Consider the following 268-nt stretch of genomic DNA (forward strand, 5'->3'; position numbering starts at 1 on the left):
GTGACCGGCGGCAAGACAGCGTCGGTTGGCGCGCCCGCGGGTGCCTCCGGGCCCGGGGAGGCTCCAATCACATTGCAGGCCCTGGTCGAGGCGGCGATGCGCGGCCATCCGCTCGCGCGTGGCGCGCAGCAAGAGCTGGACGCGGCCAAGGTCGACGTGGACGCGGCCCGGCGGCGCTGGTGGCCTTCGGCGTCCCTGGTCATGGAGTCGCACTCGACTTCCGTCAACTCGCCCGCATCGCGGGGCGCCCAACTCGAGCAGACGCTAT

The 268-nt window shown here is 72.8% G+C and carries 1 pseudogene; it reads left to right on the forward strand.

The features are described from left to right. Positions 1 to 72: 72 nt before the first annotated feature. Positions 73 to 268 (forward strand): annotated as a pseudogene (locus tag SB771_RS34760) (hypothetical protein); the annotation flags it as partial.

The organism is Burkholderia sp. SIMBA_051, from assembly GCF_046534915.1.
In the GTDB taxonomy this organism is placed as follows: domain Bacteria; phylum Pseudomonadota; class Gammaproteobacteria; order Burkholderiales; family Burkholderiaceae; genus Burkholderia; species Burkholderia ambifaria.